Source organism: Pseudomonas sp. Leaf58, from assembly GCF_003627215.1.
Lineage (GTDB): Bacteria > Pseudomonadota > Gammaproteobacteria > Pseudomonadales > Pseudomonadaceae > Aquipseudomonas.
Window position 1 is genome coordinate 832,777 of sequence record NZ_CP032678.1, and the last position, 21,580, is coordinate 854,356.

General features: G+C 56.1%; 24 protein-coding genes and 6 tRNA genes. 10 read left to right on the forward strand and 20 right to left on the reverse strand.

Going from position 1 to position 21,580, the window contains the following annotated elements; all coding sequences use genetic code 11:
- Positions 1-12: 12 nt before the first annotated feature.
- The 10 genes from DV532_RS29790 to DV532_RS29840 all read right to left on the reverse strand — a co-directional run bounded on the left by DV532_RS29790 (position 13) and on the right by DV532_RS29840 (position 4,961).
- On the reverse strand, positions 13-585 hold the full coding sequence (locus DV532_RS29790) for a nucleoside 2-deoxyribosyltransferase (protein WP_056797798.1): 573 nt from the start codon (positions 583-585) through the stop codon (positions 13-15).
- A complete protein-coding gene (locus tag DV532_RS29795; RefSeq protein WP_056797795.1) occupies positions 569-2,407 on the reverse strand; it encodes a hypothetical protein in 1,839 nt (612 codons plus the stop codon). The genes DV532_RS29790 and DV532_RS29795 overlap by 17 nt, the downstream gene beginning before the upstream one ends.
- A 2-nt stretch (positions 2,408-2,409) precedes the next feature.
- On the reverse strand, positions 2,410-3,507 hold the full coding sequence (locus tag DV532_RS29800; protein ID WP_056797792.1) for a hypothetical protein: 1,098 nt from the start codon (positions 3,505-3,507) through the stop codon (positions 2,410-2,412).
- Between the two features lie 92 nt (positions 3,508-3,599).
- A tRNA-Arg gene (locus DV532_RS29805) sits at positions 3,600-3,678 on the reverse strand.
- A 14-nt stretch (positions 3,679-3,692) separates the two neighbouring features.
- Positions 3,693-3,769: transfer RNA gene (locus DV532_RS29810), tRNA-Glu, on the reverse strand.
- A gap of 44 nt (positions 3,770-3,813) precedes the next feature.
- Positions 3,814-3,889, reverse strand: a tRNA-Asp gene (locus tag DV532_RS29815).
- 7 nt (positions 3,890-3,896) lie between these two features.
- Positions 3,897-3,971, reverse strand: a tRNA-Glu gene (locus tag DV532_RS29820).
- Between the two features lie 163 nt (positions 3,972-4,134).
- Positions 4,135-4,210 (reverse strand) — tRNA-Asp (locus DV532_RS29830).
- Between the two features lie 7 nt (positions 4,211-4,217).
- A tRNA-Arg gene (locus DV532_RS29835) sits at positions 4,218-4,296 on the reverse strand.
- A 230-nt stretch (positions 4,297-4,526) separates the two neighbouring features.
- On the reverse strand, positions 4,527-4,961 hold the full coding sequence (locus DV532_RS29840; protein WP_156675875.1) for a hypothetical protein: 435 nt from the start codon (positions 4,959-4,961) through the stop codon (positions 4,527-4,529).
- Between the two features lie 218 nt (positions 4,962-5,179).
- Between DV532_RS29840 and DV532_RS29845 the strand changes: the two genes are divergently transcribed.
- Together DV532_RS29845 and DV532_RS29850 are read left to right on the forward strand one after the other, a co-directional pair.
- Positions 5,180-6,007 carry a hypothetical protein gene (locus tag DV532_RS29845; RefSeq protein ID WP_056797786.1) on the forward strand — a complete coding sequence of 276 codons (828 nt, stop codon included), beginning with the start codon at positions 5,180-5,182 and terminating at the stop codon, positions 6,005-6,007.
- Positions 6,000-6,185, forward strand: coding sequence for a hypothetical protein (locus tag DV532_RS29850; protein WP_056797784.1), 186 nt, complete (start codon positions 6,000-6,002; stop codon positions 6,183-6,185). The genes DV532_RS29845 and DV532_RS29850 overlap by 8 nt, the downstream gene beginning before the upstream one ends.
- A gap of 20 nt (positions 6,186-6,205) precedes the next feature.
- On the opposite strand, the gene DV532_RS29855 is transcribed toward DV532_RS29850, so the two are convergent.
- From DV532_RS29855 to DV532_RS29880, 6 genes are all read right to left on the reverse strand, one after another.
- A complete protein-coding gene (locus tag DV532_RS29855) occupies positions 6,206-7,111 on the reverse strand; it encodes a hypothetical protein (protein WP_056797781.1) in 906 nt (301 codons plus the stop codon).
- A 257-nt stretch (positions 7,112-7,368) separates the two neighbouring features.
- Positions 7,369-7,869 (reverse strand): hypothetical protein, encoded by a 501-nt coding sequence (locus DV532_RS29860; RefSeq protein WP_056797779.1) that lies wholly within the window; start codon positions 7,867-7,869, stop codon positions 7,369-7,371.
- A 12-nt stretch (positions 7,870-7,881) separates the two neighbouring features.
- The gene (locus DV532_RS29865; RefSeq protein WP_056797777.1) at positions 7,882-8,541 is read right to left on the reverse strand and encodes a 3'-5' exonuclease; all 660 of its coding nucleotides are present in this window, start codon (positions 8,539-8,541) and stop codon (positions 7,882-7,884) included.
- A 307-nt stretch (positions 8,542-8,848) separates the two neighbouring features.
- Entirely contained in the window at positions 8,849-9,271 is a 423-nt protein-coding gene (locus DV532_RS29870; RefSeq protein WP_156675873.1) for a hypothetical protein, read from the reverse strand.
- Between the two features lie 43 nt (positions 9,272-9,314).
- Complete coding sequence (locus tag DV532_RS29875; protein WP_056797771.1) at positions 9,315-11,240, reverse strand: hypothetical protein; 1,926 nt, start codon at positions 11,238-11,240, stop codon at positions 9,315-9,317.
- A 67-nt stretch (positions 11,241-11,307) separates the two neighbouring features.
- Complete coding sequence (locus DV532_RS29880) at positions 11,308-11,853, reverse strand: hypothetical protein (protein WP_056797768.1); 546 nt, start codon at positions 11,851-11,853, stop codon at positions 11,308-11,310.
- A 155-nt stretch (positions 11,854-12,008) separates the two neighbouring features.
- On the opposite strand from DV532_RS29880, the gene DV532_RS29885 reads away from it, so the two are divergent.
- From DV532_RS29885 to DV532_RS29910, 5 genes are all read left to right on the forward strand, one after another.
- Positions 12,009-12,626 carry a TerD family protein gene (locus DV532_RS29885; RefSeq protein ID WP_201785241.1) on the forward strand — a complete coding sequence of 206 codons (618 nt, stop codon included), beginning with the start codon at positions 12,009-12,011 and terminating at the stop codon, positions 12,624-12,626.
- A 175-nt stretch (positions 12,627-12,801) separates the two neighbouring features.
- Positions 12,802-13,203 (forward strand): Hsp20 family protein, encoded by a 402-nt coding sequence (locus tag DV532_RS29890; protein WP_056797765.1) that lies wholly within the window; start codon positions 12,802-12,804, stop codon positions 13,201-13,203.
- A 53-nt stretch (positions 13,204-13,256) separates the two neighbouring features.
- The gene (locus DV532_RS30630) at positions 13,257-13,484 is read left to right on the forward strand and encodes a hypothetical protein (RefSeq protein WP_156675872.1); all 228 of its coding nucleotides are present in this window, start codon (positions 13,257-13,259) and stop codon (positions 13,482-13,484) included.
- On the forward strand, positions 13,481-13,990 hold the full coding sequence (locus DV532_RS30635; protein WP_156675871.1) for a hypothetical protein: 510 nt from the start codon (positions 13,481-13,483) through the stop codon (positions 13,988-13,990). Before DV532_RS30630 ends, DV532_RS30635 begins: the two co-directional genes overlap by 4 nt.
- Complete coding sequence (locus DV532_RS29910; protein ID WP_156675870.1) at positions 13,987-14,907, forward strand: phosphoesterase dhha1; 921 nt, start codon at positions 13,987-13,989, stop codon at positions 14,905-14,907. Before DV532_RS30635 ends, DV532_RS29910 begins: the two co-directional genes overlap by 4 nt.
- Positions 14,908-14,925: 18 nt before the next feature.
- On the opposite strand, the gene DV532_RS29915 is transcribed toward DV532_RS29910, so the two are convergent.
- The 3 genes from DV532_RS29915 to DV532_RS31105 all read right to left on the reverse strand — a co-directional run bounded on the left by DV532_RS29915 (position 14,926) and on the right by DV532_RS31105 (position 17,926).
- A complete protein-coding gene (locus DV532_RS29915) occupies positions 14,926-15,402 on the reverse strand; it encodes a CYTH domain-containing protein (RefSeq protein ID WP_056800066.1) in 477 nt (158 codons plus the stop codon).
- Between the two features lie 497 nt (positions 15,403-15,899).
- Complete coding sequence (gene ligA, locus DV532_RS31100) at positions 15,900-17,192, reverse strand: NAD-dependent DNA ligase LigA (RefSeq protein WP_306109962.1); 1,293 nt, start codon at positions 17,190-17,192, stop codon at positions 15,900-15,902.
- The gene (locus tag DV532_RS31105) at positions 17,096-17,926 is read right to left on the reverse strand and encodes a hypothetical protein (RefSeq protein ID WP_306109959.1); all 831 of its coding nucleotides are present in this window, start codon (positions 17,924-17,926) and stop codon (positions 17,096-17,098) included. Before DV532_RS31105 ends, ligA begins: the two co-directional genes overlap by 97 nt.
- Before the next feature lie 63 nt (positions 17,927-17,989).
- Here DV532_RS31105 and DV532_RS29925 point away from each other — a divergent pair, with 63 nt between their 5' ends.
- A complete protein-coding gene (locus DV532_RS29925; protein ID WP_162241117.1) occupies positions 17,990-18,601 on the forward strand; it encodes an HAD family hydrolase in 612 nt (203 codons plus the stop codon).
- Here the strand turns inward: DV532_RS29925 and DV532_RS29930 are convergent.
- Entirely contained in the window at positions 18,568-19,419 is an 852-nt protein-coding gene (locus DV532_RS29930; protein WP_056797743.1) for a hypothetical protein, read from the reverse strand. The genes DV532_RS29925 and DV532_RS29930 overlap by 34 nt on opposite strands.
- Positions 19,420-19,544: 125 nt before the next feature.
- Between DV532_RS29930 and DV532_RS29935 the strand changes: the two genes are divergently transcribed.
- Both DV532_RS29935 and DV532_RS29940 read left to right on the forward strand, forming a co-directional pair.
- Positions 19,545-20,870, forward strand: coding sequence for a hypothetical protein (locus tag DV532_RS29935; protein WP_056797740.1), 1,326 nt, complete (start codon positions 19,545-19,547; stop codon positions 20,868-20,870).
- Complete coding sequence (locus DV532_RS29940; protein ID WP_056797739.1) at positions 20,863-21,579, forward strand: hypothetical protein; 717 nt, start codon at positions 20,863-20,865, stop codon at positions 21,577-21,579. The genes DV532_RS29935 and DV532_RS29940 overlap by 8 nt, the downstream gene beginning before the upstream one ends.
- The last annotated feature ends 1 nt before the right edge of the window (position 21,580 follow it).

Consider the following 21,580-nt stretch of genomic DNA (forward strand, 5'->3'; position numbering starts at 1 on the left):
CGGATGGAGCGCTTAAGGTGTCAACGCACCATCGTCTACCGACCGATTATCCTTGCCAGCGCGGCACACTGGCTGCGCGTCGAGGTGCTCAATCAGCGCAGCCAGACCTTGCTCAAAGCTATGGCTAGACCCTGCCCAGCGGGTGGCCAGCATGAGGTTCACCGGGAGGTCGAAATCCTCAACCACCATGCCTTCTGCATCATGACCGTTCGCACCGGGCACCTTGTCGATCATCGCCCGGTGATCGGCAAAATAGCCCCACACCGGCTTGCCGATGCCACAGGCATAGCCAAACTCGAACACGCTGCCACTGTCTGGCTCGTGCCCTCGAAAGGGGTTCAGGTTGACCAGCACGGCGTCGCAGGAGTCGATCATGCGCACGTTGGCGTCGGCAATCCACTTGGCCATGGCGTGGCCAGAAAGACCCGGAGGGACAACATTGTCCAGCGGGTAGAGGCCAACAGCGCCAGCTTTGGAGCATTGCGCCACGAGTTGCTCGCCATGGGCTATGGAGTCCTGGCGAAACACATCGAAGCCCGCCAGGTAAATTCGGTATGGTTTTTTCACGTTAAAGCCCCAAGTCATCAGCAAGGATATCGGCCCGGAGATGTTCAGGCACCCGATCAAGATGAGGGGTAATCTCCGAATTTTCAAATGTCCTGAAGAAAAACTCCCATTGGGCCTTGGTTTTGACCAGCGGGATTACCTGCTCGGCACCCATGGCGCGCAGGTAGGCCATCTGCAAGGTGGCATCCTGGACGCGCACCCCTTTGGTGATCGCTTCCTGGATAGAGTTGAATTCAGGTAGATCATCTGGCCACCCGCCCATCATGATCACGTTTTGATAGACATCCAAGAGCGAGCTTTTTCGTTCGGAATTGGGTTTTTCAAGCAAAATGCTTGCCCGCTCGCCATTCTCCTGATTCACCCACAGGTTGTAGCCCCCTGCGGCAAGCTCTCTGAGTGTGCTGGTCGACATTCGCACCACCGAGGCAAACTGCGTCAATTCCAGCCCCAGATGCTCTTTGGCCAGCAGCAAGCCCTGGGCCTTCAGGCGTGCTTGCGATTGTTCAAACATATAGCGCCACAGCTCCTCTGGAATGATCTTCAGGATTTCCGCACGAGTCCTCTCCTGCTCAAGCAGCAAGAAGAACTTCCTGGCATCGTAGGGCGCTACCTCCACTATCCCTGTGGGGTTGGGCGTAGCAGCGGCATAATCACTGGCGGTCTCAGACAGCTCATAGAAAATATTAACGGGGAAAAAGCCCGAGACAAAATCATGAGCTTCGTTCAGCAGGTCTTCCTGAATGGCTGCCGCTTCGAATTGGGCAAGCCACTGGGTATCCACCATGCACAGGGTGTAGCCTTTCGGGTGATTTAGGCCGGCGAGTGTTTCATCGGACAGAAAATACCGACCCAGCAAGCTAAAATGCTCACCCTCCAGTAGATTGCCATTGTTCACCTGCAAGCCAACATTAACCTCCACAATGGTTTCGAGCCCCACCCTTTCACTGCCCTGCTTTTCATATTTGAGAGCCGACACCCGATTCAGGTCAAAATCACACAGGTTATGGGTGTCGACTGACGCAAAGATGCCTGTTCCGAATGTCCGGATGGTTCGGGTCGTGATGGCTGGCACCGTTGCCGACTGAAGGTCTGCATCGGAAATCCATGCAATGGTCTTGTTGTAGAGCTCAGGGTAGTGGGTAGTGGATAACTCCTGGGCCAGCGCCATCAACATCTCAGGGTTTCTTACCACCCCATTGGCGAGTATGGGCAACGGCAATTTTGATTGGGCAGCCCGAGTGAGTTCAATCACAGAAGCCCATCGACTCGATGACACCATCCATTTGCAAGAGGTGTCATCTTCCGTGTTTTTCCCTACCAGGCTACTAAGCCCTGATTCAACAACCAGTTCGAAGATCTGACGGACTTCCTCAGAATTTCTGCAGTTCGACATGTTTTCGGCCCATGCGGATATCGTATGGCCGTTGATGCTTTTGTAGTCATCCAGGCGCAGTGGGAATTGACTGGCATACCGTTGCTTCAAGGTCTTGGCGATTTCCGCATCCCCCTTGTACAGGGCGGAAACAAAAACTGCCGCAAAACCGTCCCCCAGGTGCTCGATGTAGTTCTGCAGGTCGGAGCGTGGCAAATCCGGGTTGTTTATCAGGCCTTCAAAGTAGGAGATGGCAGTCTTTTGGTCGACACCCAGCTTGGCGAAGAACAGGTCTGCCACCTCTGCGAGGTCAGCACTGTCCAATACTGCCCTGAACACACGATTGGCCTGAATCAGGTGCCCTGAATCCATGAGCGCCAAGCCATCCAGGAGATACCCCACCAGTTTCAGGTCGCGAGCTTTCGCTGCCTCATCAAGCAGCTTCTCGTAGTGCGTGTAAGTGGCCATGCTTAGATTCCCAGGTCATCTTCAAGCAGGCTGGCCACCTGCTCATTCAATTTCTCGACGGCGCCTTGGAGGCGAGACACTACATACTCGCGATCTCTGGGTCTCACGAGCGGAAGAATAGCATCGAGATCAACCCACTGGGTGGTTGAGGTCTCGAAGCCTGAATCCTGCCCGCCCCAGTGCATCTCAAGGCCTTTGAGCAACAACGTCTTGACTACCTCATTGCGGTCAATCTTGAGGTTTTCAGATAGCACATCGGCAATGCGCGGCATCAGCTCCCAGAAAAACTTGGCCCCGCCAGCTGCGGAAATCGGCTTGCCGTTGAAGTAGGCCTTAGAACTCTGATTGATGATGCCGCCCAGCACCATCACCCCGTTCTCGCGGTGGTTGAGCGCTTTCCAGAGGACATCCTGGCGCTTGATGAGCCTCGGGTCTGGATCCTGTGTCAGCAGGGTCGCGTCCGATGTGACAAAGCCAGGGCCCATGCCCGCACTGATCACCAGGTTGTCGCACAACTCGTAGTAGTTGAGTTCGGTTGCCGAACCCCACACATGGAAATTCTTGTAATCAAAGTCAAGATCTCGGGTAAACCCATACAGGTCAGCATGATGCTTGTCTTTGTCAGCAAACAGCCTGCAGAAATGGCTGAGTTGCGTTTTGGTGGTGCAATCGAAAACGGCGAAGTCCTTCCCATAATGGGCGATCGCGGCAGTGATGGGGAGTGAATAGCGGTAGCGGAAATAGGTATCGACCTTGTAGCGTTTCTCGGCGACGTCCATGGTCAGGCCAGCGCCCGTAAACCCAAAGAAATGGTTTTTCACCGACCTGAGGAAATCGGTATTGCCCTCGCGCAGGAAGCGCAAGAAGGGGTTGATGTGTGGGATAAAGCGCATCTCGTCACCTGGCCTGCTTTTTTCAGGCAGGGTGCCCCAGGATTTTTGCGCCTGGATGACGGCTGCACGCACCTCCATCACCAGCCCCTCACGCAGCATGTCCACGAGAAGGTCTTCAATGGGTTTGCCGACCTCCGGGGTCACGTTAAAGGGGTCTATGGCCATCAGCGCTTCTGCGAGCGCCTTGGATGCATGGGCTTGGTGCATGATTGATCTCCTATTTGAACCATCATAGCCCAGGAGAATCGCCGATCAAAAGCTGCGCGTGGCGCCAGGGCATGGGGTTGCCCAGAGGAAAGTGGCCGAGGCGAGGAGATTCGAACTCCTATAATCTTCCCGTTCGAAGCGGGGTGCGTTATCCAGTTTGGCTACGCCTCGGTTTTTTGTTAAATTGGAGCGCATGACCGGATTCGAACCGGCGTCTTCCTGGGTGAAAACCAGGCATCCTAGACCACTAGACGACATGCGCAAAACCTTCAGACAGCAAATCTACTGACTAACTTGCAACGAATGTGGCGGTTCGTACGGGATATCGAACCCGTGTCTGCGCCGTGACAAGGCGCCATTCTAACCACTGAACTAACGAACCAACTAACTGGTGCTCTATAGGGGGCTCGAACCCCTCTTGACGGACTGAAAACCCGCTGTCCTACCAACTAGACGAATAGAGCAAAATCATGTATCTTCAACCCCTGATCTCGGACTAACCAAGATCATTGAATGGTTCGCCATCGGTGATTCGAACCCCGGTCTTCTGGCTGAGAACCAGAAATCCTAGTCCACTAGACGAATGGCGCTTTTGCAATAACAGACCAACTAACACAGCAACTAACATGGCGGTTCGTACGGGTTTCGAACCCGTGTCTGCGCCGTGACAGGGCGCCATTCTAGGCCTCTGAACTAACGAACCGGACAACTGGTGCACCCAGGTGGATTCGAACCACCACATCATCTGACTTCGCAAGTCAGGGCCCTATCCAGTTGGGCTATGGGTACAAAATCTTTCCAACAAAAAACCCCGGAGGCTTACCTCCGGGGTTCTTATGCCAGGAGGGCGTTTAGCCCTCCTTTCGAAGATGACTAAACGAATGCGCAAGTGCGATCATCGCGATCATCGCGACGTTCAGCAAACCGTTCCTGAGCAAAGGTGTTCATGTCATTCTTCCTGCTAATGTTTGGTAGATGATTACAGACTAAAACTCTGACTAAAGCGTGTCAACCACTATTTAAAAATTAATTGAATTATTTTTCTCGGCTTCCAGATCCATTTCCAGCATCTCGATTGTCTTGTAGTGCGAACGGGTAAACCCCTCCTCTCGACAACGATAACCGCGCCGCGTCAGGTGCCTGGACAAACCCTCATTCTGCACTGATTCGACGTACACGGCCCGCCGAGCGGCAAGCGCCAGCTTTTCCACTTCATTCATTAGGATGGGCAGCGCTCCGCGACCGGGTTCGACCACATTCTCCACCGTGGCAATATCAACAGTTGGTTGCATCACACCATCCAGCGGTCGTATGGCTGCCCGCACATAAACACTGAAAGGTGGCATCATCAGGGTAGCCCTGTGCCCAAAGCCACGCTGACTGGCTGCGCCCAAGAAGGCCCCGAGCTGCTCTTGAACACTCAGCCGCAGCGCCGACGCTTCTTGGGCATCCATTTTCGGAATCGCTGCTGAGACGCCATCTGTTCTGCTACCGCCGCGCTGCCTGACCATCACAATTCTCTCGCACTGTTCATTCCTTTAGGGTAGCTCAATCACACCTCTCGATGCACCATTTGCCCTTCACAGCCGTGGTGTATAGGTGGATTTTCCTTTACCCAAACCCTGCTCCACCTTCAATTTAAAGGTATATGCATCCTCATGGAGCTCACGCCATGCTGCACCCTTACAACCAGGCCTTGAACTCGTTCGTGACAGCTAACCAAGCGTCCTTGGCTGCGCTCTTTGGCGTTTCCGAGAGTGCGTTGGACGCACCCCGTTTAGGTAAACTGCTGCAAAGCACCATCGGCGGTCAGTTACAGATCCATTTCGAGTTTCACGGGCGTTTCGACGCCGGCATCCTCAGTGATCTGCGACTGATACCGCTGGCCAAGCGAACCGCACACAAACTCACGGCGGAGCAGCGCATGGAAATTGGCCGTGTGCAGAACCGCAGCTTGAGCAAAGTGGCCGAACTGCAAAATGACACCAGCACCTTCCTCTCTGCTCAACTTGCTCGCTGGAGAACGGCCAGGATGCGTAGCGAAATGCGCAAGCTTGCCGAAGCCTCTCAGCAGGTCGAGCTGCAGACTCGACGTCTGGTCGCGACCATCCAGCGCTTCAAGCACAACCCGACACCTGAAAATCGGTATGGCATGATGCGATCAATGAAGGGCCTGAACAAGTCGCTGCTCAACATTCACTACAGGGCGCGCTCGGCAGGCGCATGGGCTATTCGCTCTGGCTTCTCGCCCAAGGCTGCAGCCAAGGCCCTGGATCATCTCTACATGCGCAAAATGACCAAGCTGGGCAACAGCTTGCTCCGCCTGGACACCTGGTTTAATGGCCAAGGGGTCAAGTCTTCCATGGGCGTTGGGGTAAAACGACGCCAGCAGATCATGGTCGATGAGTTGCAGCAGGCTCAGGGAGTGGTGAACAGAAACGCTCGGAAAACGCGTTATCCTGAAGCTGACATCACCCCTCCTGGATTAGAACATGGCTAAGGCACCGCACCCAATCTTCGCTGAAGATGCTCCCGATGGCTTGACACAAAACCAGGCAGAATTCGCCCAGGCGTTCGATCACACCGAGAAGGATATGGAGGCTCTTGATCGCGCCTGTCTACTGATCGATGAAGTGCTGGATGCCGTGGCTCAGCCACCTGGCCGCCAGACCCATTGAGCGACTGGGCTTGCCAGCGCCTACAAGCCAAGATCCATGGACAGAAAACTCTCCCGCGTTGTTTCATCCATGTCCTTATGGGTGAGCATCAGCGTGGTTTGAAGCCCCAGTTTGTACAGGTTCTGAAAATGCCTAGGCTCAAGATCCGTGCGCAGGAATTCAGTGACATGCGAAGCAAGGTAGGCCTGCGAAAACTCCCGGTGGGTTGCGCCTCGCGTCCAGCCTTTGTTGGCAATCGTCATGATGACCTGCTCGGCAGGCGAACTGGCTTCAATGGCAGCCACCTCATTGGCCGCTTCCTTGCTGACAACGCCCGTCACGGGGTTCCAGAACAGATTCCGGATTTGCAACGCTGGCACTCCCAATGGCACCAGCAAAGCGCTTTGCCTTGTGTTCAGGCCATGTTCCTGGGCGAACTCAGATCCCCAGCTTAGTAGTGGCAAAAATTGCCAGGCGGCGTACGTAGACCCCAGTAGGGGCGCGGAGGAGGCAAACAAGGCACGAATCCGCTCATCTGCCTGACCAACCTGTTCCTGGTGGATAGCGAGCAACACGCCATAGAACAGCATGGCGTCAATCACCTGGGGCTCACCCGACTCGCTAAGGCGAGCGGGATCATTCAGCGCAAAGGGCAGGCTCGACATTCCCAGCGTTGCTGCCGAGGGCCCGCCAAGGCCCACCACAAGCTGCTCCCGCACAGACTCACCCAGCTCGTTCGCGAGCAGGACAACCAGGTGCAGGATTTCCAGGCAGCCACCCCGGCCAATGTCGCTCAACAGCACGCTTACGCCCAAGCCGAGGGTCTCGTAAGGGTCATCTTGCCATTCACATCGACCGAACAAACCGCTTTGCACTGAGGTCAAGTAGGCTTTGCGATCATGGCTCGCAATGACCTCCAGGCCATCGATCGCAGCGCGAATTTGCATGTCCCGCTCAATTTGAAATGAAGATCGATGATACCGGATACCGGCGAGGGAAAACGGCTGAGTGGATTCAAGCGTTGCGCCAAATCCTGCCAGAATGCCTGCTGCCTTCAGCCGTTAGCGAAACGCTGTGCGTCAGGCGTTCTGGCTTGTAACGAATAAGACTCACTGGTTACGTCAAGCAACTGGTCGGCGATGGTCACTGAACTTCTCCTTTTCTCCATTCTAGGCCCATCGCAGACACCCGATCAAACCTGAACTCAGGTTGCGCCTTCGGTGTTGGCCATACAATGCACAGCGAGGATTTTTCGCAGCAGCACCGCGTCCTCATTAGCCACATGGGGCCAGTTCAGCACTTCGATTTGCTCATGGATCTTGGCAACGGTTTGCGCCGGCAGGTGATCACTAAACAGCAACACGGAAAAGGCCTGACTCACGTCAACATCGTCATACAGCTTTTTCATCCACTGGATGTCCCACGGACTGTCCACGATGAGGGTTTTGCCCGCAAGCATGGCATTAAGTTCACGTGCGACCAGAAACGCATCACGGCCATGGGTGATGATTGTCTCACGCTCGATACCATGCAGGATCTCGGCTACCGGATCCCAATCATCCCAGTGTTCCAGCGGGCAGACCAAGCGATACCAGGTCTGCCCGCCTGGGCCAGCAATACCAATGGAAACAGGATAGGACTCATCGTTGTTGTAGCTGCTGGCTTCGATATCCAGCGTCAGCAGCTCGGCAAGGTCTAGGCTCATGCTTCAGTGCTCCTACGCTTTGGGATCAAACGCCACACCCTGGTCAGACAGGATGACCCTTGCCACATCCCTGGCATCATCCACGCCCCGGTGCCGGGTGCCAGAGAAAGCAAGGTTCTGGCGCTTCACTGCTGCTCCTAGCCCTCGACGCTTGACCCCACTGCGCGTTTTCGAATAGATCATCTTGGCGTTGAAGTGACGCTCTGCAGGAAAGACCATTTCAGCCCCTTTGCGCTTGGCCTCCGCCGTCATCTGGTGCAGGTCGTAGAATCCCCAGGAACACCAGGCAAATTCACCCAGCCCTTCAAGCCACGTCTTGGCCACCTGCATGGCCTCGGAAAAATTGTCAGTGCGCACGATGTCATAAGAGACGTTCGGGTCGTCCTGCACCTTGCCTTCAAGCAGGTCATTGGTAATGGAGGTTAGGCCCACGCAAAAATCCGACAGTATGGGGTGCTCGACAGGTTTGACCAGGATGGAAAGTTCGCGGGAGATGGTCAGTGTTGCTACGTCAATGGCCACCATGCCAATCTCGATCACCTCATAGTGCTCTGCACCGGGGTCATTAGGGTCACCCTTATCCCAGCAAGTCGCCTCGATATCCAGGCAACACAATGACGTCAGAGGCCCAGCCTCTTCAAGAATTTTGTCCAGCACGGTGCTTGTTTGCATAGCCCATCTCCATTTTCTTGCCTCAGTGTAACACGCAAAAATAGGGATTCAGATCTCGCCTGAGTCAGCGAACCGCATGGAGCAGGTATTTTGATCAGGGCGCAGGATGGGTCTTGGCAACTGCACTTGTCTTAGGGCTGTTCACAGCCCAAGGAGAGTGATGGCCAATATATCGGAAAGCGATTGCATGCATGTGCAGGATCGCGTGCAGCCCTGGCACCAACCTCGCACCAGGACTTCATCGATACCCCTGTCGTTGAGCCACGGTAGAGGGTGTTGGACAGTTCAGCGCGCAGGTAGCAGCGAGCTACCAGATATTGCCAATCCCTGGCGTTGATGTCGCCCAGGCCTTTTGCACAGGGCTGAGTGAAGCAGTGAGGCCTTTGACCGTATGTTCGGGTGTCGGCGCATTCATCGCATTCATGACATCGATCATCAACGCGTAACGCTCGGCTTTGGGTGTATGATCCGCCAGGTACGCAGCAATACTACCCAGGTGCTCAGGTCTACCCAGGATGCGCCAGCTATTGGCCTTGCCAGTCAGCGGGCTGTCGACCGTGCTGTGGGCATACACGGCGTTTTCTGGAAGCGTCATGACACGCTGGGTAACCGGGTCGGTAAAGGCCTGGTTGCTGACATTTTTGCGCACCACCATGTGACCCTGCTTGAACACCCCGCCTTTTGTCAGCAGGTCATGAATCGCCTGCGCCAGCACGGGGGCAAAGTCCATGTAGGTCAGTTCTTGAAAGCTAATTGCCCTGTTCATGTCCATTTTAGAGCCCTAAGTCTTGTTCGAGTTTTCCGCTGATGTACATTTCCAGGACATTCTTGGGCAAATGTTCGGAAACACCCACAAAGTCGAATTTCGATGCCAGGAATTTCATGCGCGGCGCCGTGGTTGCCAGCCTGGCCACCTCTACGATGTCCAGACGATCCAACAGGCCTGCTGCCATGTCCTTGATTTTGTCCTCCTGCGAGCGAACGGCTTTGGCCACCCAGGCCTCTGGGGTATCCCCCAGCGCGCTCAAGTCCGCACTGTGACGCTCGCCCAAGCTCGCCCTCAGTCGAGGATGATCGCCCAGGCTGTTGGCATACCCCTGTCGACCTTCGATGTGATAGCTGATCTCCTCGGTAAAGCCCAGTTTCTGGCTTGCCATGAACTCAAGGAAATGCAGCGGCGCGACGATTCTGAATTGAATGTCCCCGAGCGTTTCACGGTAGGTTTTCAGCAGGTCGAGCACCACGGCCAGGTTTTCATCATCGCTTAGGGCACGATCGTAGGTGCTCACACTAAGGCGCTTGGTCTCCTCGGGCCGCGTCTCGTTTTTCATGAATTCCTGGCTCAGCTGTTCACGCTCCAGTGGGCCAGTGAAATATTTGAGCAGACCCGGTGAGCTGTGCAGCTCCACGCCAATGTCCAATTTTGCCAGTTCCCGCGTCTTGGAGGAGAACTCCCGATTGGTGTCGAAAAATGCCGCAGGCACCCCTTTGAGGTACAGCCTGGTATCCAGAGAACTGGAAATCCTGCGTTCCAGCTGCCCTCGAATCTTCAGCACTTCCGGGCGATGGTACTGCACGGCCAGGGCCAATTCCGCTGGCACATTCGCCTTTTCACGGGGGAAATGACTGGGCACTAGAATCACGGCCATCGTTGGGTCGGGTGCGATCGACTCCCTCAGCATCGCAATCTGATCGTTGGCCAGCAACGACATGGCCAGCCGGACTTCCACATCAGAGGTCTTATCGCTCACGCTGGCAAACGCATGCACCGGAGCCATGAAGCGGCCATTGTTACCCTCAACGAGCTGATCAGCACTGACCCTCAGTGCAACGGCGCCATGACGCTCCAGCGCCTTGGCATCGGCTGCCGCAGCCACGGCAGGGTAGTAGTTCGGGAAATGCTCCAGATGCCAGCCGCCCAGCGACGCCGCATAGGTCTGTCCCAGCGCAAAGGCCTCGCCCAGCGTCGCATCTTTGACCAGGGGAAGCTCGCCAGCCAGGGTGACCTTGGGTATGCCAATATTGCGCTCCAGCATAATATCGCCGACGTAATCCACCTGGGCGTTGAATCGGCTTTGCGACCAAAGCCCCCAGGTATTGTCCTGGCCGGTAATGTCAGCAAGGTTGGCACTGGGCGGCATGTCCAGACCCAGAAGGTTCAGCACCTGTAAGGTCGAGCGATCCCATGTGCGGTAGTTGCCCATGATGCGGAAGAACGCCATCTCCTGGTTGATGCGGGTGTAGTGACGCAGATCCTCATGCATCATCAGCCGGATCTCGTCCAGCGAATCCAGTGACTTCAACATGGTCAGAGCCTGAACGTGGTGACCTTTGGAGCAGAGATCCGCAATGAAATGATGCCTGGACTCAGGCGTGGCCTTGAGCGCCACCTCTTCAATAAAATCGAGGTATCCCGGCAGCAGGCGCAATTTGGACGACAGCAGTCTCTCGACTTCTTTTGCCGAATATTGGCTACGCGTCAGGGCTTGACGCCAGACCTCAGAAAATACGTCATCATGGTTTTTCTGCCCGTCATCCTCCCTGTTTCGGATGACAGTATCGAGCCGATAAGCTAAATCTTCGAGCTCGATGAAAGGCGCGGCGACTGCAATGAGATCAACGCGCTTTTCACGCTCGGCAAGCTCAAACAGGAGCAGCAGGGCATCTTTGGTGTTGCTTGGAGGGTAATCTCTGGCCATGTTGGTCTCGCGCCTTTTTTACCAGTATTGCGCGCTGCCAACAGGCGAAGCAAGGTTTAGCCCTTGCTCAGGAATACATTTTTGAAATCAAGTGAACAGCTACCCCCATCGACACCGCGCCGACTGGCACCGCCCACTGCGGCATGCGAGGGGTCAGTGACGATGCCATCTGCAAGGAGAATGCGCAGAACACCGAGGCGATGGCTGAAACCACCCACATGCTGGTGCTGGGGCTCCAACGTCCGGACAGACTGGTCAAGAAAATCATGGCCGTCTGCACCATGTAGATGGAGACGAAAAAGGCATGCCAGGCCAGGACACCGTTCAGGTACGCCTCGGAGAACCGCTGAGTAAACGGCAGGCCTTTGGGCATGGCCAGGATGGTGGGTGCCGACATGAAGCCAATCATCAGAAGGCACGAAACGGCCATGAAGATGCCCGCCTGCAGCCCCATGACCATCGCCGACATGATGAACAACGTCGCGGCGTAGAGGCCGATCCAACGCAGCTTGTAGCCAGGATCTTCCTGGGCCCACGCCTGCATCACCAGGGGTGCGTGGGTAATGGAACCAATCACGTAATGAATGGGGTGTTGAGCGACTTTCAGGAACATGAGGGGTGCCCACTATTTTTCGTTATATTGTGCGCATATGAATCCACAAACCTTTTTCTGGGTCAAGCGAAAGAACTCGGTTAACCAGTTAATTGACAGCTACCAAATTCCTCCTTAGTATTTCCCCCACCCCTTATTGCCTGTAGGAGGCGCATGTGACTTCCATCAACACCATCAACCTGGACAAAGGCCAGCGAATCAGCCTGGACAAGGCGGCTCCGGGCCTGAAGAAAATCATTGTCGGTCTCGGCTGGCGCGAGAGCGGTGTGCCGGGCGTCGCGTTCGACCTCGACGCCAGTGCGTTGATGCTGAACGCACAGAACCGCGTGGGCCAAGATCACCACTTCATCTTCTACAACGCGGCCTTCCAGGTCAGTCCGTGCGGCAGTGTGCGCCACTCCGGCGACAACCTCTCGGGCGCCCAGAACGATGAAGAGTGCGAACAGATCAGCATCAACCTGGAAACCCTGCCCGAGTCGGTGAAGCGCATCGTCGTTGCGGTGACCATCTACAAGGCCACCGAGCGCGGGCAGAGCTTTGGTCAGGTGCGAGACGCCTTTGCCCAGATCAAGAACGAGGAAACCGGTGAAACGGTGGCCCGCTACAACCTGACCCACACCTACGACAAAGAAACGGCCCTGGAAATGCTGGAGATCTACCGCTACAGCGACGGCAACGTCAATGAATGGCGTGTCGGTGCGATTGGCCAGGGTTACTCCCAAGGTCTGAATGGCATCGCGAGCCGATACGGCCTGGACGTCACTGGCGGCTGACAGCCGGCAGCGATGCCGCAAGAAAAAAAATCCCGGCCCAGCCGGGATTTTTTATCGCCTGCATATTGCACCATAATTTTCAGCAATATATATTTAACTCGTAGTGATCGAGACGATACTACTCACGTGCCTGCGGGGCGTGATTTTCCATTTATTGTCGCTCTTGGAGGACAACATGAACCAAGCCCATCTGCTTTTCAACCTGACTTCCGCCTTTGAATCCCTGGCCTCGCGCCAGCAGACGCCCGGCAAAGACTGGTCATACCCACCGACCGATTTGCTCAAAACCGGCGAGAACAGTTACGAACTTCATTTTGCACTGGCCGGCACCCGGCTTGACCAAATTGACATTTCGTCGGAGCTTCAGCAGCTCACCGTCAGCGTCAAGTTCCCGGAACCTGCTGGTGAAGACCAGTACGTCGTCAAGTCGATTGCACGACGCTCGTTCACCCGAAAATTCGCCTTGGCCGAACATTTCCAGGTCGGTGAAGCAACGTTTGTCGATGGTCTGCTCAAGATCAAGCTGGAGCAGGTCATCCCTGAGGCGCTGAAAAAACGCACCATCCCAATTACCTGATACTCCTACGAAGAGGGGGCCCTTGGGCCCCCTTTTTTCATGCTGAGGTACGCATGCTGGACACCATTCTGAAAGAAGCCGCAGAAGCCGGGCGCCTCGATCGCAAAGACCAATCTGAATGTGCCCCTTACCACTCCGCACGGTACAAGGCGCTGCGAGAGAAGCACCCGGAAAAACATGAGCGCAAAATGCTCAAAGCCTACCTGGATGCCCACCGGGGTTATGTCCTGGACGTCTCCAAACTCCCCCCCCACTGTTCAACAGGTAATGCCCCATCATGACAACCCTTGACCGCACTTTAGATGTGGCTGTTCCAGACCAAGAAAAACGCCATCTGCTTGAACTGGACGAGAAACTCCAGCAGCTCCTGGCGGCTAAACGATCGGGAGCAGAGGTGGCTGATGAGGCCGTGCTGTTCGCCTACACCTGCCGAGCAGCAGAAAGCCGCCGCTTGCAGCTGCAGGTACTGTCTCAGCGCGAGCAATGTCGAAATCACCTGGGGATGCTGATGCTCGATTTTCTGCGGCGCCAGGACAACACCAATCCAGAGGTCACATGGCTGCTGCATGCCTTGGGCGAATCCTACCAGACGCCCACCAAAGAACATGTCTTGCAGGCTTTCCGCGCCGAAATCTATGAGCGCGGCCAGCACCTGGATGCTAATAACAGTCTTCGCTGGAATGAGATCGCCTACGGTTTTGCGCTGGCCCGAGGCTGCTCGCAACCGGTGGCGCAGGAAATCATGGTTGACTGGTACGACTACTGCCGCGCCAGTGACACTGCTTGACCGAGCATCATCGACCCCGGCACGCTGTAGCAAACGAGATTGGACTGCCTGAAATGCGCAAAACTTATGTGATTTACCATGCACACTGCCTCGATGGCATGACCTCTGCCGCCATCGCCTACCAAAAGTTCGGCGACCAGGCGACCTATCTGCCGGGCGTCTATGAAAAGCTCCCGTTCGATGAACTGGTAGACTCGGACGTGTACCTGCTCGACTTCACCCTCAAAGAACAGCCGTTGCGGGATTTGCTCGCCAGCGGGAACCAGGTAACGATCATTGATCACCACGAAGATGCGGTGAAGGCCATTGCCCATGTGCCCATCCACGAGCTGATTTTCGACAACGAGGAGAGTGGTGCGAGCCTGACCTGGGGTTATTTCTTCCCGGAGCGTGAGCCACCGCGAATGGTTACCTACGCCAAGGATTACGACCTGTGGAAATTCAGGCATCCAGAAACCAATGGCTTCATCGCCTGGCTGGAGCAGTTCCCGCTGGACATCCAGGTCTTCGCACAGAAGCTGCAAATGGATGATGCTGCTTACACCAAATCCCTGGAAATCGGCACTCCGCTTTACCAATACAAGATGAACCTGGTGGCCTCAATCGTCGATCAGGCACGCCCCTGTGTGATCAAAGGTCATCATGGCTGGATGGTGAACGGGCCATACCCGTTGGCCAGCGTGATCGGTGAGCAACTGGCGCGCAAATACGACACCTATGCCATGATCTGGTCTGAGCGCGCCGACAAGACGGTGAGGCTGTCTTTCCGGGCCACCAGCGGCATCGTTCCCCAGCTAATTGCACAGGCCCTGGGTGGTAACGGGCATAAGAAGGCGGCGGGGCATTCACTGCCCATGGTGGCGTTCCAACGCCTCATTGCCGCCAGTGACAGGGCCCTGGAGCAACCAGAACCCTGATTGATCAGCAAAAGGCGATTACTTAGCGCCCCATTGGCTGTAAGGGCGCTTTGCCAATGACGAGTTGTAGTACTCCAGTCGCCCGGTCACCTCCTCGCCCAGCCACTCGGGGCGGGTGAAGTCTTCACCCTTGGTCTTGAAGCTGATTTCGGCCACGACCAGCCCTTCGTTCTCGCGATGAAATTCATCGACCTCAAACAGATGGCCGGCATGCCGGATGAAGTGACGCGTCTTGTCGATACCGCCCGGCTCACACAGGGCAAACATGAAATTCGCCTCCTCCAACGTCAGCTGCTTGTTCATTTCCGGGCATTCTTCCCCGGATTCATCACTGGGGCCCTTAATGGTCAGCACGCCACGCCCGTCCTGCACCCGCACTCGAACCGTGCGTTCCGGGTTGGAGTTCAGATAGCCCTGGCGAATTACGGCGCTGTGCTCAATCTGCTCGCGCCAGCCTGCCTTGACCAGAAACTTGCGCTCGATTTCCTTGCCCACACTGTTGCTTTCGGCGAACGCGGCACCTGGGTCAGGGCTGTTGGCAGCCACCAGTTGTTGAATGGTGCTGGCCAGGGCATTGAGCCCTTCCTGGTCATCGATGTGGTAATAACCACAGGCCAGGCCATTGAAGTGCTCGCGTGGCGATGGACAGCCCCCGTGGCCATCCACCCGCACGCTGTGGCCGTGTGTAGCATGCAGGGCTTCGGCAGTCTCGACATCCAGGCCCGGCCCCTTGGCTTCCCAGTACCGCCAGCTGCGCAAAAATTCCCAACCGTGCAAATGCCCGCGTACCGAGGTGACGACCTCATTGTTTTCTTTTCGAAGAAACTCGTGACTGAAGACTTCAATGCCGGCGAGGGTCAACTCTTGCGTGAGTATCGCGTCATTATCCGGATGGTTGCCGGCCCTGTTCAAAAACCCCATGGTTTTCTCCCCTGAACTAAACACAGAAAAACCCGGTGCAGGCACCGGGATTTGATTGCAAAAAACGCCGATCAGCCAATCAGGCGCATCAAGTCGTCTTCATTCAGCACCGGAATCTTGAGTGCGTCGGCTTCGGCCAGTTTGCCGCCGCCATCAGCCCCCGCAATCAGCGCGGTGGTCTTCTTGCCCACACTCCCGGAGGTTTTCGCGCCTTTGGCCTCCAGTTTCGCCTTGGCTTCGCCACGAGACATCTGGCTGAGCGTTCCGGTCAGCACGTAGACATGGCCTGCCAGCGATGTGTCTTGTTGCGCCACCGGGGCAATGTCCACACCCAGGCTCAGCATGCGCTCGGCCATGACCCGGATCGGCGAGCCTGGCTCAAACGCCTTGGTCAACGACAGCGAGGTTTTTGGGCCGAAGTCCGGCAGTGCCAGGAAGTCGTTGTAGGTCTTGCCGAGGATCGCGTCGAAGCTCAAGAATTGCTTTGCAAGATCTTTGGCCGTTCCTTCACCTGCGTTGCGGATGCCCAGCGAGCGCAAGAAGCGGTGCAGCTCGGTCTTCTTAGCAGTTTCGATGGCAGCCAGCAGCTTGTTCACACTGGCGTCAGCCATGCCCTCGACGGTGATCAGCTGGTCATAGGTCAGGGCAAACACGTCCGACAGGTCTTTCAGGATACCCATGTCGCACAGGGTCTTGACCGTGGTTTTCCCCAGGCCATCGATATCCAGGACTTCTCGGGACACCGCATTGATGATCATTTCGTCGCGCTGTGCGTCACACACGATACCGCCCTGGCAACGGCGGTAGGCCTGCTTCACTTCAATCCACTTACCCTTCTTTTTGATCAGGTCGGTGTCATTGAGGATTTCGCTGTTGCAGCGCGGACAGTGGGAGGGTGCCTGGATGGGCTTGGCATCGGGCAGGCGCTTCTCGGCGACCGACATCATCATCTGCGGGATCACATCACCGGCACGGCGGATAATGACTGTATCCCCCTCATGCAGATCCAGCCGCGCCACTTCGTCCCAATTGTGCAAGGTCACATTGGACACGACGACGCCGCCCACCTGCACCGGTCTGACCCGTGCCACAGGCGTGGCAAGGCCGGTGCGGCCAATCTGGGTATCGACCTTCAGCAACTCGGTGGAGACTTCCTCGGCGGGGAACTTCCAGGCAATGGCAAAGCGCGGCACGCGCCCGACAAAGCCCATCTCTTCCTGAAGCTCGATTTTGTTGAGCTTGAAGACGATGCCATCGATGTCGTAGTTCAGCGTAGGGCGGCGCTCCAGCAGGTTTTCCCAGGCCTTTTTGCCCCCTCGAACCCTTTGATTACCGCAAGGCCTGGAGTCACCGGGATACCCCAGCTTTTGAGCAGCTCCATCGCCTCGATGTGCGTCTCTGGGCGCAGGCCATCGGCCTTCACCAGGCTGTAGGCGCAGAATTCCAGGGGTCGGCTGGCGGCCACGGCGCTGTCCAGCTGGCGCAGCGATCCCGCTGCTGCATTGCGCGGGTTCGAGTAGGTTTTCAGGCCCTGCTCGATCTGGCGCTTGTTCAAGGCCTCAAAACCATCACGAGGCATGAACACTTCGCCGCGCACCTCCAGGAAGGCCGGGTAATTGCCACGCAGCTTCAGCGGGATGTTGCGTACCGTACGCACGGTGTGGGTGACATCTTCACCGGTATCGCCGTCACCACGGGTAGCCCCAAGGTTCAGGATGCCATCGATGTAGATCAGCGAGGTGGCCAGGCCGTCGTACTTGGGCTCCTCCGCATACTCCAGCTCGGTTTCGCCGAGTTCGACTGCGATGACCTTTTCGAACTTATGGAAATCCGCGTCTTCGAAGGCGTTGTCCAGACTCAGCATGCGCACCGCATGGGTGACCGGTTTCAGTCCGCCAACGGCGACGTAGCCGCCCACCTTTTGCGTGGGTGAGTCGGGCGTCAGTTGCGAGGGGTCGGCAACCTCGATCGCCTTGAGCTCCTGAAACAGAGCGTTGAATTCACCGTCCGTGATAATCGGGGCATCAAGGACGTGATAGCGATGGTTATGCTCGTTCAGCAATTGGCGAAGTTCGGCGGCACGGGGGTTGATAGGCATAGGGGTCTCCTTGGTATAGTGTCAATATAACGCAAAATAGATGCATTGAAAGAGGCAATTCCCGTGGCCGCTAAAAATACCCCGCGAAGCCCTAAAAAGCTGTTATGCCTTGATCTGGATGAAACCTTGATCCACGCCAGCGTCAAGCCGTTTGAGCACTATCAGCTGATTGTGGGCGGTGATTTCATGGCGGTTCGACCGGGGTTGATCGCCTTTCTCGACAGGCTGGCACCCCACTATGATTTCATGCTGTGGAGCGTCTCCGGGGAGGAGTATGTCAACGCCATGTTGAACGTCATCTGGCCCAAAGAGCACGAGCTCAAGGCCATTTACACCGGCAAGCATGCCAGGCCCCATGTGGAAAATGGCTACGGAATTCCCACCTACAAGGAATTGTACAAGGTCTCCCGGCGCCTGCCGTATAGCCGCAGCCAGATCCTTGCCCTGGATGATCGGCCTCTCGCCCACAAATTCAACTACGGCAATTTGGTGCAAATTCAGCCCTTCTTGGGGGATCCGGACGATCGAGAATTTGAAAAGGTGGGCAACCTTCTGGAAAACCTGGCGGGGGTGCCCGACGTTCGTACCGTCGAGAAGCGCTGGTTCAAGATGATGCCTGACATGTATGCCGACAAACGCGCTCAAGGTGCAGGCGAGCCGTCTCCAGGCTCCTGAAGCGTTGCCTCGACGACTGCCAGGCTACGCAGGGTCTTCTGGATCTTTTGCTCGCACATCTGGCAATACTCAAGGCTCATGGCAGGGCCTGATGGGTTGATGACCCTGTCGGCGATGGCAGGGAGGTAGAAATACAGCGAGTTGGTGCCATACACCGGCCTGTCGAGATCCCTGAGCAAATCACTTTTGGTAATGTTGTCGATCAGCCGCTCGATCAGCATGCTGCTGGGCAGGCTGGCGACTTGTGTTCGAGCCTCTTCCGCCTTGATGGACAAATCGCCCAGCACCGTACCTGGCTTGGCCAGATGACTCAGCGTTTCTTTGAAGGGGAAAAATAACCCTCGGGTCTTGTAGGTCGAGGATTTCAGTCCAGACTCAAAACCACAGAACCCGTTGATGGCGGAGTAAAGTCGCTCAGCCTGATTTAGCGTTGGCAACGCTGAAGCCCTGCCTGGCTTGATTAGATCGGCCAATGGCACAAGCGCTGACAGCCGATCATCCAACTTTTTCCTGAGCTCGACAACCGTGGCCAGACTGTTTTTAACGGCCTCGCTGGCCCATGAGCCGCAAAAGCGAAACAGTAGCTCATCCATCAGCTCAGATGTTCGAAACTGAGGCTTCTGATCTCCCTTTAGGTCATGCATGTCCATGTTCACATGGCGCATGGAGTCCTGGATCAGCAACAACAGCAGCTCCACGTCCGGCACATGAGGCCCGACGAGTGAATCCAAGTCCGCAAGGGCAACGCGTCGGGTAGCTGCGTCCGTTTTGGAGGCCATCAGCACAGTATCGAGAAGAATGGGGAGGATAGAGGGCATCAGAAAGGCCTTTTTTCTTTATGTTACAGGCATGGCGCGGAAAAATTCAAAGCCACATATCGCTTTAGCTGTAAATTGACACATTGGCCATTTCTCCCTATAGTCTCGCGATCAAGGAGACTAGCATGAAGCCCGAACTCTACCTAAAAACCCTGAGTGATCAGTGGCCTGTCGTCAGCACGCTGTGGGCCAGCCATGAATCCCGCACCTTCTCGCAAGGCGAACTCTACCGGGTTGCCCGCGATGTCGGTGGCGCGCAGCAAATCGCCGCCAGTGCCATTGCCGCCAGGCTGGTCTCCTGCGCAATTCTGGTCGAGAACAAGCGGGGTGGCCAGGGTTATTCCTTCAATACCCACCTGGTGCCCTTCATCCAGTTCCTGCTGGATGAACAAAAGCTCGGGCTCCTGGCAGAAATCACCGCCAACACCGACACGCTACGCGATCACCTTGATCAGATTCGCATTGCCCTGTTCGAAGGGCGACGCACCGGATTCTTTCAAAAGTGCCAGGAGATGGAGTCGCGGTTTCACACGCTTCAGCGCCTGGTCGATCAGAACACCAAGGCCATCTACCACCTGGTCGATGAAGCCAAGCAGGCTGACCGCAGCCAGCCGATCAAGGAGCGTTACGCCAAGGTCATTACCGCCTGGGATTCCTACGTTCGCCCCGCCCTGGAAATGAAAAGTCCGGGCCAGCCGTTCACCACCTTGATTACCCAGATTACACGGGAATTTCAGGCTTGGCTTGAAGACGCCACCCTGAGCGTATTGATGGCTGACGATGCCCGTCACCAGCTTGAAAGCGTGCATTTCAGGATGCTGGATTTCCGTGAACTGCTCGATCGCTCGATCGACATCATGTCGCGCAAACTGACGCCCCTGATCCAGCAGGCCCGCATCAACACACAGATCTCGCAAGGGGCTTCCATCGCCTTCCGCAGCCTGGCCAAGACGGGCAGCATTGCCGGGGAGCACGACCTGAAGCTTCCTGCCAAGGTCAGGCTGGTACGCCGGGCCGACTCCAATGCCCTGCTGGAGTTCTACAGCTCATTCATGGATGCGGTGGTGACCGAGGAGGCCGAGTCGTTGCCGGTGGGGCTGAAGGTTGAAGCCGCTGCACGCAAGGCTCGACGCGAGACCGTCGCCGACATGATTCATTGGATCAAGACGGCTCGACCGGTGGAAGACATTTGCCAAACCCTCAAGGATCAGTATCCACAGGCCACGGCTCAATCCATCTGCAAAGCGCTCGGCGCCCTCAGTCGTGACCCCGCGACCCGCACCTATGTCATGCGTCACGATGACCGGCAGGAATATCACTTCGAGAACCTCACCGTGATCATGATGCGACGCTCCTTCAACCTGGCCTTGGCCCACAAGGTCGCCCCCTACACAGACGTCCTCGACGTGCTCCCTCAACGCAAACCAAAGGTTGCTGCACACCATGGATAACGCCGAACTGATCAACACGGTCGAAACTGAGGCCGAATCCCTGCGCCTGAACCAGGAAATCGAAGCTTCGACTTTGTACTCAAAGCAACTGCAGCAACTGTTGCCACGCTCTGCCGAGATTATTGGCCTGCTGCAAGCGGGCACGTTCATCAGCTCCAGCGGACACATCAAGCTGCACAAAGAGCTGAGCCGGCACACCCATGCCTATCAGGTGCTCATGGAAATGACCGGCAACACCCTGGTGCATCACCACGTCGGATTCTTCCACCTGCAGCCTCTGGAAACCAGGACGCTGAACCTTCGCGAGCGGCAGATTGCCGCCGCGATGTTTGCCTTGGTCGAATGGCTCTCGGATCAAGGCCGCTCGGTAGAGTCCATGATCAATGCTGAAGACCCCATCAGTATGAACGATCTGAACCTGCTGGTTGAGCACCACCGTGAGCGCCTACAGCCGCTGGGGCTCGGAAGCGTGGATGACTACCTGGTTAATGGCATCAAGAAGCTGGTGGAGGCAGGTGTCATGCAAACGCACACTAATGCCATGAATCAGCAAACCTACACCCTGGGGATCCCCACGTATTACTACCTGGACATTACCCGTAAATTGGCGAAACAGAAGGAGTCGCAGGCCGCCCAGCAAGAGATTGCCGTCATCGATATCGATGCGGCGGCTGAGGATCTGCTCGAATCCCTGGACGAAGAACTCTGAG

Bases quoted from the DNA above. Each gene is read 5' to 3' on its own strand.
- DV532_RS31105 (WP_306109959.1), bottom strand. From the start codon at position 17,926: ATGCCTATCAACCCCCGTGCCGCCGAACTTCGCCAATTGCTGAACGAG.
- DV532_RS30630 (WP_156675872.1), top strand. From the start codon at position 13,257: ATGCTGGACACCATTCTGAAAGAAGCCGCAGAAGCCGGGCGCCTCGAT.
- DV532_RS29930 (WP_056797743.1), bottom strand. From the start codon at position 19,419: ATGCCCTCTATCCTCCCCATTCTTCTCGATACTGTGCTGATGGCCTCC.
- DV532_RS29870 (WP_156675873.1), bottom strand. From the start codon at position 9,271: ATGGACTTTGCCCCCGTGCTGGCGCAGGCGATTCATGACCTGCTGACA.
- DV532_RS29845 (WP_056797786.1), top strand. From the start codon at position 5,180: ATGCTGCACCCTTACAACCAGGCCTTGAACTCGTTCGTGACAGCTAAC.
- DV532_RS29940 (WP_056797739.1), top strand. From the start codon at position 20,863: ATGGATAACGCCGAACTGATCAACACGGTCGAAACTGAGGCCGAATCC.
- DV532_RS29890 (WP_056797765.1), top strand. From the start codon at position 12,802: ATGAACCAAGCCCATCTGCTTTTCAACCTGACTTCCGCCTTTGAATCC.
- DV532_RS29840 (WP_156675875.1), bottom strand. From the start codon at position 4,961: ATGGATGCCCAAGAAGCGTCGGCGCTGCGGCTGAGTGTTCAAGAGCAG.
- DV532_RS29790 (WP_056797798.1), bottom strand. From the start codon at position 585: ATGACTTGGGGCTTTAACGTGAAAAAACCATACCGAATTTACCTGGCG.
- DV532_RS30635 (WP_156675871.1), top strand. From the start codon at position 13,481: ATGACAACCCTTGACCGCACTTTAGATGTGGCTGTTCCAGACCAAGAA.
- DV532_RS29865 (WP_056797777.1), bottom strand. From the start codon at position 8,541: ATGCAAACAAGCACCGTGCTGGACAAAATTCTTGAAGAGGCTGGGCCT.
- DV532_RS29850 (WP_056797784.1), top strand. From the start codon at position 6,000: ATGGCTAAGGCACCGCACCCAATCTTCGCTGAAGATGCTCCCGATGGC.
- DV532_RS29880 (WP_056797768.1), bottom strand. From the start codon at position 11,853: ATGTTCCTGAAAGTCGCTCAACACCCCATTCATTACGTGATTGGTTCC.
- DV532_RS29875 (WP_056797771.1), bottom strand. From the start codon at position 11,240: ATGGCCAGAGATTACCCTCCAAGCAACACCAAAGATGCCCTGCTGCTC.
- DV532_RS29795 (WP_056797795.1), bottom strand. From the start codon at position 2,407: ATGGCCACTTACACGCACTACGAGAAGCTGCTTGATGAGGCAGCGAAA.
- DV532_RS29855 (WP_056797781.1), bottom strand. From the start codon at position 7,111: ATGCAAATTCGCGCTGCGATCGATGGCCTGGAGGTCATTGCGAGCCAT.
- DV532_RS29800 (WP_056797792.1), bottom strand. From the start codon at position 3,507: ATGCACCAAGCCCATGCATCCAAGGCGCTCGCAGAAGCGCTGATGGCC.
- DV532_RS29860 (WP_056797779.1), bottom strand. From the start codon at position 7,869: ATGAGCCTAGACCTTGCCGAGCTGCTGACGCTGGATATCGAAGCCAGC.
- DV532_RS29935 (WP_056797740.1), top strand. From the start codon at position 19,545: ATGAAGCCCGAACTCTACCTAAAAACCCTGAGTGATCAGTGGCCTGTC.